7 protein-coding genes and 1 pseudogene are annotated in these 7995 nt (G+C 69.8%); 3 read left to right on the plus strand and 5 right to left on the minus strand.

Annotated elements, in window-relative coordinates; all coding sequences use genetic code 11:
• A pseudogene (locus FRW57_RS23275) lies at positions 1 to 240 on the plus strand (hypothetical protein); the annotation flags it as partial.
• A gap of 94 nt (positions 241 to 334) precedes the next feature.
• Here the strand turns inward: FRW57_RS23275 and FRW57_RS13950 are convergent.
• Positions 335 to 1756, minus strand: a complete 1422-nt coding sequence (locus FRW57_RS13950) for an APC family permease (protein WP_137121062.1) — start codon at positions 1754 to 1756, stop codon at positions 335 to 337.
• A gap of 117 nt (positions 1757 to 1873) precedes the next feature.
• Complete coding sequence (locus FRW57_RS13955; protein ID WP_137121061.1) at positions 1874 to 4003, minus strand: DNA gyrase/topoisomerase IV subunit B; 2130 nt, start codon at positions 4001 to 4003, stop codon at positions 1874 to 1876.
• A gap of 393 nt (positions 4004 to 4396) precedes the next feature.
• On the opposite strand from FRW57_RS13955, the gene FRW57_RS13960 reads away from it, so the two are divergent.
• Both FRW57_RS13960 and FRW57_RS13965 read left to right on the plus strand, forming a co-directional pair.
• Positions 4397 to 4624, plus strand: coding sequence for a DUF7455 domain-containing protein (locus tag FRW57_RS13960; protein ID WP_137121060.1), 228 nt, complete (start codon positions 4397 to 4399; stop codon positions 4622 to 4624).
• Between the two features lie 15 nt (positions 4625 to 4639).
• On the plus strand, positions 4640 to 5113 hold the full coding sequence (locus FRW57_RS13965) for a DUF456 domain-containing protein (protein WP_238999430.1): 474 nt from the start codon (positions 4640 to 4642) through the stop codon (positions 5111 to 5113).
• 89 nt (positions 5114 to 5202) lie between these two features.
• Here FRW57_RS13965 and FRW57_RS13970 read toward each other — a convergent pair whose 3' ends face one another.
• The 3 genes from FRW57_RS13970 to FRW57_RS13980 all read right to left on the minus strand — a co-directional run.
• Entirely contained in the window at positions 5203 to 5646 is a 444-nt protein-coding gene (locus tag FRW57_RS13970; protein WP_137121059.1) for a DUF3040 domain-containing protein, read from the minus strand.
• Positions 5647 to 5792: 146 nt separating this feature from the next.
• Complete coding sequence (dinB, locus tag FRW57_RS13975; RefSeq protein WP_137121058.1) at positions 5793 to 7019, minus strand: DNA polymerase IV; 1227 nt, start codon at positions 7017 to 7019, stop codon at positions 5793 to 5795.
• A gap of 171 nt (positions 7020 to 7190) precedes the next feature.
• On the minus strand, positions 7191 to 7995 hold an 805-nt coding region (locus FRW57_RS13980; RefSeq protein WP_338055370.1), incomplete at its 5' end, for an OB-fold nucleic acid binding domain-containing protein.

Raw genomic sequence — 7995 nt, forward strand, 5'->3', positions numbered from 1 at the left:
TTCGTGCGCGCCGAGATCGGCGAGACCGACCTCACTGCCCTGGCGACCGTCAGCGCGCCCTCGGCCGGCGGGCGCTGGCTCGCCGGCGTGACCCACGCCGACGGCCGGCACTGGAGCGTCGAGGTCCGGCGGGAGGTCGGGCCCGCCGAGCTGCCCGCTTCGTGTGGCAAGGGCGCCGCTCCCGTGACGACCTGGCACACCACCCTGCTCGCCCCTGACCGGACCACTGCGCCCACGTGAGCGGTTCGACCCGGCGACGCACGCAGCCTCAACGCTCAGCCGGGCACGATCCGCGGAACCGCGGACAACGCACGGACAGGGCCGCCCTGAGGGCTCACCGGCGGTCGTCGCGGCCGATCTTGTCCGGGTCCTTGATGTAGGTGGGCCGCCCGTGGAGGGCCCGGTTGGCGAGCCAGGTGAGCGCCCACAGTGCGACGCCGATCACGAAGAGCCATCCCGCGATCTGGTAGTCGGCGGTGTCCCGTCCCGAGAACGGCGTCACCAGGTAGGCGCACAGGATCGCGCCGATGACCGGTATGGCGGTCGGTGCCCTGAAGTGCTGGTGCTCCACCGTGTCCTTGCGCAGCACCAGCACGGCGATGTTGACGACCGTGAAGACGCACAGCAGCAGCAGGGACGTCGTGCCGCCGAGCGCCTCGAGGTCGGCGAAGTAGATCAGCCCGAAGGCCAGTAGCGTCGTGAAGATGATGGCAACCCACGGGGTCCGCCGACCGGCGTGCACCTTGCCGAGCGGCTTCGGCAGGACGTTCTCGTGGGCCATGCCGTAGAGCAGCCGGGAGGCCATCAGCATGTTGATCAACGCCGAGTTGGCCACCGCGAACATCGTGATGAACGCGAAGATCCCGACAGGGAAGGCGGGTGCACCGGCCTGCACGACCTTGAGCAGCGGCGCGTTGCCCTCCCCGAGCTCCTTGACCGGTACGAGCATCACGGAGGAGATCGACACCAGGACGTAGATGACTCCGGTGATGGACAGTCCGATGATCATGATCTTGGGGAAGATCCGCGAGGGCTCCCTGGTCTCCTCCGCCATGTTGACCGAGTCCTCGAAGCCGACCATCGCGAAGAACGCGAGCGCCGTGGCGGCCGTGACGGCGTGGAAGCCGGACTGGCCACCGGGTGTGCTGAAGTCGGTGAGCGGGGCGGGGTCGCCCTTGCCGCCGGCGATGGCCCACACGCCGATCCCGATGATCATCAGCAGGCCGGACAGCTCCACCAGGGTGAGGACCACGTTGGCCTTCACGCTCTCCCCGACCCCGCGGAAGTTCACCGCCGCCACGAGGGCCATGAACGCCAACGCGACGAGCAGGAGCCCGAACCCGCCCTCCGGCAGCTCGATGTGGGTCGCCTTGCCGAAGTTGCCGGCGAACGCCTTGGACGCGCTCGAGGCCGAGGTGAGGCCGGAGCACATCACGGTGAAGCAGACGATGAAGGTGATGAAGTGGATGCCGAACGCCTTGTGCGTATAGACCGCGGCGCCACCGGCCCTCGGGTACTTGGTCACCAGCTCGAGGTAGCTGAACGCGGTGAGCATGGCGACGATGAAGGCACACAGGAAGGGCAGCCAGACGGCACCTCCGACCTCCTGCGCCACCTTGCCGGTCAGGGCGTAGACGCCGGTGCCGAGGATGTCACCGACGATGAACAGCAGCAGCAGACCGGGTCCGATCGCCCGCTTGAGCTCGGGTTGACCCTCGTGCTCGTCCGCGATGGCAGTGCGCGCTGGTTGGTTCATGGCGCACACGGTGACCCGATCGGCGGTGCCTTGTCCACCGCCTAGGGCCTGAAGTCTTGTAAATTCTCGGCATTCGGCCCCTGGGAGCGCGGCCGGCTTGGCGTGCCCGGACTCGCGTCAGGCGTCGATGCGCTCTCGGTCCAACGCACTGGCCGAGTCCACGATGAAGTCCTTGCGCGGCGCCACGTCGCTGCCCATGAGCAGCTCGAAGACCTTCTCGGCCAGCTCCGCGTCCTTGAGGGTCACCCGGCGCAGGGTCCTCTGGCGCGGGTCCATCGTCGTCTCGGCCAGCTGGTCGGCGTCCATCTCGCCGAGGCCCTTGTAGCGCTGCAGCGGCTGCTTGGTCTTCTTCCCGCGTTTGGTGAGGGCGGACACCGTCTTGCGCATCTGCGCCTCGCTGTAGGTGTAGATCAGCTCGTTCTTCTTCCCGCCACCATTCATCACCTCGATGCGGTGCAGCGGCGGCACGGCCGCATAAACCCGGCCGGCCTCGACCAGTGGCCGCATGTAGCGGAAGAACAACGTCAGCAGCAGGGTGCGGATGTGGGCGCCGTCGACGTCGGCGTCGGTCATGATGATGACCTTGCCGTAGCGCGCCATGTCCAGGTCGAAGGACCGGCCCGACCCGGCTCCGACGACCTGGATGATGGCGGCGCACTCGGCGTTCTTGAGCATGTCCCCCACCGAGGCCTTCTGGACGTTGAGGATCTTGCCGCGGATGGGCAGCAGCGCCTGGAAGTCCGACGACCGGGCCAGCTTGGCCGTGCCGAGCGCGCTGTCCCCCTCGACGATGAACAGCTCGGAGCGGTCGACGTCGCTGCTGCGGCAGTCGGCCAGCTTGGCGGGCAGTGACGAGGACTCGAGGGCGTTCTTGCGCCGCTGGGTCTCCTTGTGCAGCCGGGCGCTGATGCGCGACTTCATCTCGGCGACGACCTTCTCGAGCAACAGGCTGGCCTGCGCCTTCGCCCCCCGCTTGGTCGCGGTCAGGTGGGCACCCAGCTCCTTCTCGACCACCTTGGCCACGATCGAGCGCACCGCCGAGGTCCCGAGGACCTCCTTGGTCTGGCCCTCGAACTGCGGCTCCGCCAGCCGCACGGTCACGACCGCGGTGAGGCCAGCGAGGATGTCGTCCTTGTCGACCTTGTCGTTCCCGACCTTGAGGCGCCGCGAGTTGACCTCGAGCTGCTTGCGGAAGACCTTCAGCAACGCCTGGTCGAACCCGGCCAGGTGGGTGCCGCCCTTGGGGGTGGCGATGATGTTGACGAAGGACACCGTCTTGGTCTCGTAGCCGGTGCCCCACCGCACCGCGATGTCGACCTCGCAGTCGCGCTCGACCTCCTTCGGCGACATGTGTCCCTTGTCGTCGAGCACGGGCACCGTCTCGGTGAAGGTGCCGGAGCCCTGCAGCCGCCAGACCTCGGTGACGGCCGGGTCCGGGGCGAGGAACTCGGCGAACTCACTGATGCCCCCGTCGTGCTGGAAGACCTCCTCGGTCGGACCCTCCTCGCCGGGAGTCCCTGCCAGCCCCCGCTCGTCCCGGATGACCAGGGTGAGCCCCGGGATGAGGTATGACGTCTGGCGGGCACGCGCGACCAGCTCGTCGTAGTTGAAGGCGGCCTGCTTGAGGAAGATCTGGCCGTCGGCCCAGTAGCGGACCCGGCACCCGGTGACGCCACGCCGCGCCTTGCCGACGACCCGCAGCTCACTGTTCTTGACGTAGGCCGTGAAGGTCGCCTCCGGGCTTTTGCCCGACCTGGGGTCGTCGAAGACACCCGGCTCACCCCGGCGGAAGCTCATGCCGTAGGTCTTGCCGCCCCGGTCGACCTCCACGTCCAGCCGCGCCGACAGGGCGTTGACCACCGAGGCGCCGACGCCGTGCAGGCCACCGGACGCCGTGTAGGAGCCACCCCCGAACTTCCCACCGGCGTGCAGCTTGGTGAAGACCACCTCGACACCCGTGAGTCCGGTCCTCGGCTCGATGTCGATCGGGATGCCGCGGCCGTTGTCGCGAACCTCGACCGAGCCGTCCGCCAGGAGCACGACCTCGATCCGGTCGCAGTAACCGCCGAGCGCCTCGTCGACGCTGTTGTCGATGATCTCCCACAGGCAGTGCATCAGGCCACGCGAGTCGGTGGACCCGACATACATGCCGGGTCGCTTGCGCACCGCCTCCAGCCCCTCGAGCACCTGCAGGTGGCGAGCGGTGTAGTTGCTGGGGGCGGTCTTGACGGTGCGAGTGGCGGCCACGGAGACAGGACTCCTTCGAGCGGGCGTGCGGAAGTGACGGTTTCGGTTGGGGGCAGGTTAACTCGCCCGCGTTCGCGGGCCCGGCAGGCACGCGGCGGCGACGGCCGGAGGCAGTTGCGCGCTGAGCGAAATCGGCCGTGATTGTGTCCACATGCCGTGCCGTTGGCTCGCGGGAACGAAAGAGCGTGCTTCACTGTTGAAATCAGCGTCAAGCACGATCGACGAGCACCACGACAAGCACAACTGGAGAAGGGACGGACGGGTGCGAGACGGTGGCCAGCACAGGGCAACCGTGACCACCTCGTGTGCGTCCCAGTATGACGTGCCCGAGCAATCGGGTGATACCCCCGCCGGTGGCGCCCAGGCGCCCACGACGACATAAGGATGGCTGACGTGACAACTGCACTGGCACCGACCCTGAGCGCAGCGGACCGCTGCGACCGCTGTGGCGCCCAGGCCTACGTGCGCGCCCGCCTCACCGCAGGCGGCGAGCTGCTGTTCTGCGCGCACCACGGCCGCGAGCACCTTCCCAAGCTGCGCGATCTCGCCCTCGAGATCCAGGACGAGAGCGACCGACTCCACGAGGATCCCTCTCCCACCGCCGCCGTCGACGAGAGCTGATCTGTGCCGGCTCCGGTGACCCTGGTCGCCGGGGCCATGATGCTGGTCGGGCTGGTCGGCATCGCCGTCCCCCTGCTGCCCGGCCTGTTGCTGGTCTGGGCCGGCGTGGCCCTGTGGGCGACGGAGGCCCGCATCACCCTCGGATGGGTGGTCCTCGGGTGCGCCACCCTTCTGATCGCGGTCGGCTCGCTGGTCAAGTACCTCGTTCCGGGGCGACGGTTGCGCCGCGCGGGCGTGCGCACCACCACCACACTCGCCGGCGTCGTGCTGGGCGTGGTGGGGTTCTTCGTGCTCCCGGTCGTCGGTCTCCCGCTCGGCTTTGTGCTGGGGGTCTACCTCGCCGAGAGCGCCCGCCAGCGGTCGCATCCGATTGCGTGGGGTTCCACCAAACAGGCGCTGCGCGCGATCGCGCTGAGCGTCGGGATCGAACTGCTCACCGGTCTGGTGGTCGCCGCCGGATGGGGCGTCACGGTCTTCGTCACCCGCTGACTGGAGCTGGCTGCGTCCAGGGTCCCCTTCGGGTCAGGCGGCACGTCTCGGCGCCAGCTCTCGTCCCCTCAGTGCCAGTCCTCGTCCCCTCAGTGCCAGCCCTCGTCGCGGCGGCGGTCCCAGCGGGCCTCGAGCCGCTGCATGAAACTCCCCCGCGAGGGCGGCGCACCCTTCTTGCGACGTCCGGCACTGCCCGGCTTGCGCACGCTCTCGACCTTGCCGTCCTCACCGACCGCCCCGATCCCCGGATGCTTTTCCCCCTTGGTGCGGACGCGTGCCGGCGTGATCGCCAAGCCGGCGCCTCCCACCATGACGGCGAAGCCGATGCCACCGAGCCAGGTCTGCTGGCCCATGACTCCGAGGACGACGAGGACCAGGCCGACGACCGCGATCACCACGCCGATGATGATCCGACGTCGCTGCCGAGCCTTGGCGCTCGAACCCACCATGTGGGACGCGAACTTGGGGTCTTCGGCATACAGCGCTTGCTCCATCTGCTCCAGCAGATGTTGCTCGTGCTCAGAGAGCGGCATCTCGACCTCCTGTGCGCGGGCGGCACCTTGGTACCGGCGAGCGGTGGACTGGCCAAATGGAGTTGTGGCTTCTCCTTCGCTCTCCGTTCTCCTCCTAAGGATATGTCGCCCGGGACGGATACGGTAGCCGGGAGTCGCCGCGAGCGCTATCGGTCCATCAACGCGGCCGGTCGCACGCTCCCTGCGCCGAAGCGCGCGCTGGCCCGGTCGACGGCGCGATCGGCCTCCCTCCAGCCGTGTTCCGGCTCGTCCAGCAGCCCCTGGATCGGTGAGCCCGCGGCTTCCCGTAGCCCCTCCATGCGCACCCCGACCAGGCGGATCCGGGCCCGCCGGAGACCGAGCGCGTCGTAGAGGTCACGGGCAACCGCGTAGACCTCCCGGCTGACGTCGGTCGCCTCCCGCACGGTGCGCGAGCGGGTGATCGTCGTGAAGTCCGAGAAGCGCACCTTGAGCTGGATGGTGCGCCCGACCAGGCCGGCGGCCCTGACCCGCGCCGCCGTCCGGTCGCTGAGCCGCAGTAGCTGGCGGTGGATCACCGCGGGGTCGTCCACGTCGTGGTCGAACGTCTCGTCCGAGCCGATACTGCGTTCGCGCCGGGCCGGGACCACCGGGCGTGGATCCCGGCCCCAGGCAAGCTCGTGCAGGTGCGGCCCGGCCGCGTCACCCAGCGCGCGGCGCAGGGTCTCCACCGGGGTGTGGGCGAGATCGGCGACGGTGTGCAGCCCGAGCCGAGCCAGCGTTTCCTCGGTGCGGTCGCCCACGCCCCAGATCGCTCCGACCGGGAGCTGGTGCAGCAGGTCGACCGCCTCGTCCTCGGGGACGATGAGCAGCCCGTCGGGCTTGGCGAGGCCGGAGGCCAGCTTGGCGAGGAACTTGGTCGGTGCCACGCCGACCGAGCAGGTGATCCCCTGCTCGTCGGCGACCGTGTCGCGGATCCTGGCCGCGATCTCGCCCGGCCGCCCGAGCCGACGGCGAGAGCCCGAGACGTCGAGGAACGCCTCGTCCGCCGAGAGTGGCTCGACGACAGGGGTGATGCTGGTGAAGTAGGCCATCACCGCGTCGGAGATGCGCTGGTAGAGCCGGTGGTCCGGGGCGAGCACGGTGGCCTGCGGGCACAGCCGCCGGGCTCGCGTCATCGGCATCGCCGCGTGCACCCCGAAGCTCCTGGCCTCGTAGGTGGCGGACAGGACGACGCCCCGGTTGCCTCCGCCGATGATGACCGGAGTCCCTCGCAGCTCCGGCCGGTGCAGCAGGGAGGCCGAGGCGTAGAAGGCGTCCATGTCGACGTGCAGGATCGGGCAGCGGCTGTCGTCGGGTGCCGCACGTCCCCCGTATGCCGTGCGCTCCGGTGCGTCGAACGCTCGCCTGCTCATGCTGGTGATCTACCTCGCTCGTCGCTCATGCTCATGGTCGCGCTCCTCGGCGCTCCGGGCCTCGCTCCGCTCGTGTCCTCACGCTGTCGTCGCCGCTCATGTTGTCGGTCGCGGCTCCTCGGCGCTCCGGGCCTCGCTCCGCTCGTGTCCTCACGCAGTCGTCGCCGCTCATCAGTGCCCCGCGCTGCCCGGGCTGGAGTGCCACAGCTTGCGTGGCGGCGCACCATTGCCATTGCCTGTCGCCCCGGGTCGGTCCTGCACCAGCCGGCCGTTCCTGGTCTCCGGCCCGGCGGGCCGGACATCCGCGTAGGGCGACTGCTTGAAACCGGAGGCGTGGACCAGCACCCGGTGTCCGGAGGGCTCGGTCATCGCCCTCTCCTGCGCTTCGGCCAGGCCCCGCGCCCGGGCATCGGCCTCGGCCAGCGCCGCCTGCGCCGCCTCGAGCCCGCCCCGGCACCAGGCATCCCAGAGCCCCGACAGCTCCCAGGCCCCGGTGGCCCGCAGCGAGACCCCCTTCGGCCCGGTCCGGCGCAGGACGCCGCGCACGAGGAGCATCCAGGAGTGGAAGACCGTGGCGGCATAGGGGCCCTGCGCGTCCTCGAAGAAGGTGGCGTCGATCGGGCCGGTGCCGTCATCGAGGGTCAGGAAGACCACCCGGCGGCCTGAGCGGATCGGTGGGGTCTGGGTGGCGACCTTGACGCCGGCGACCAGCAGCTCGGCCCTGTTGCGCTGTTGCAGCAACCGTGACGAAGAGGTCGCCCCCAACGCGTCGAGCAGGGGCGCGTAGCAGTCGATCACGTGGGCACTGACGTCGAGGCCGAGGACGTCCAGCTCGGCGCGGACCCGTTCGGCTGCGGTCATCTCCGGCAGTCCCGAACCGGCGACGAGCTCGGGGGCATCGCCGAGGTCGAGCATCAGCTGGGCCGGTCCGGCCTGGCGGCGTGCGCTCGGGCGCCGCCCCCGCGCCTGCCCGGCC

Origin of the sequence: Segeticoccus rhizosphaerae (genome assembly GCF_009192725.1) — a bacterium.
GTDB classification, from domain to species: domain Bacteria; phylum Actinomycetota; class Actinomycetes; order Actinomycetales; family Dermatophilaceae; genus Segeticoccus; species Segeticoccus rhizosphaerae.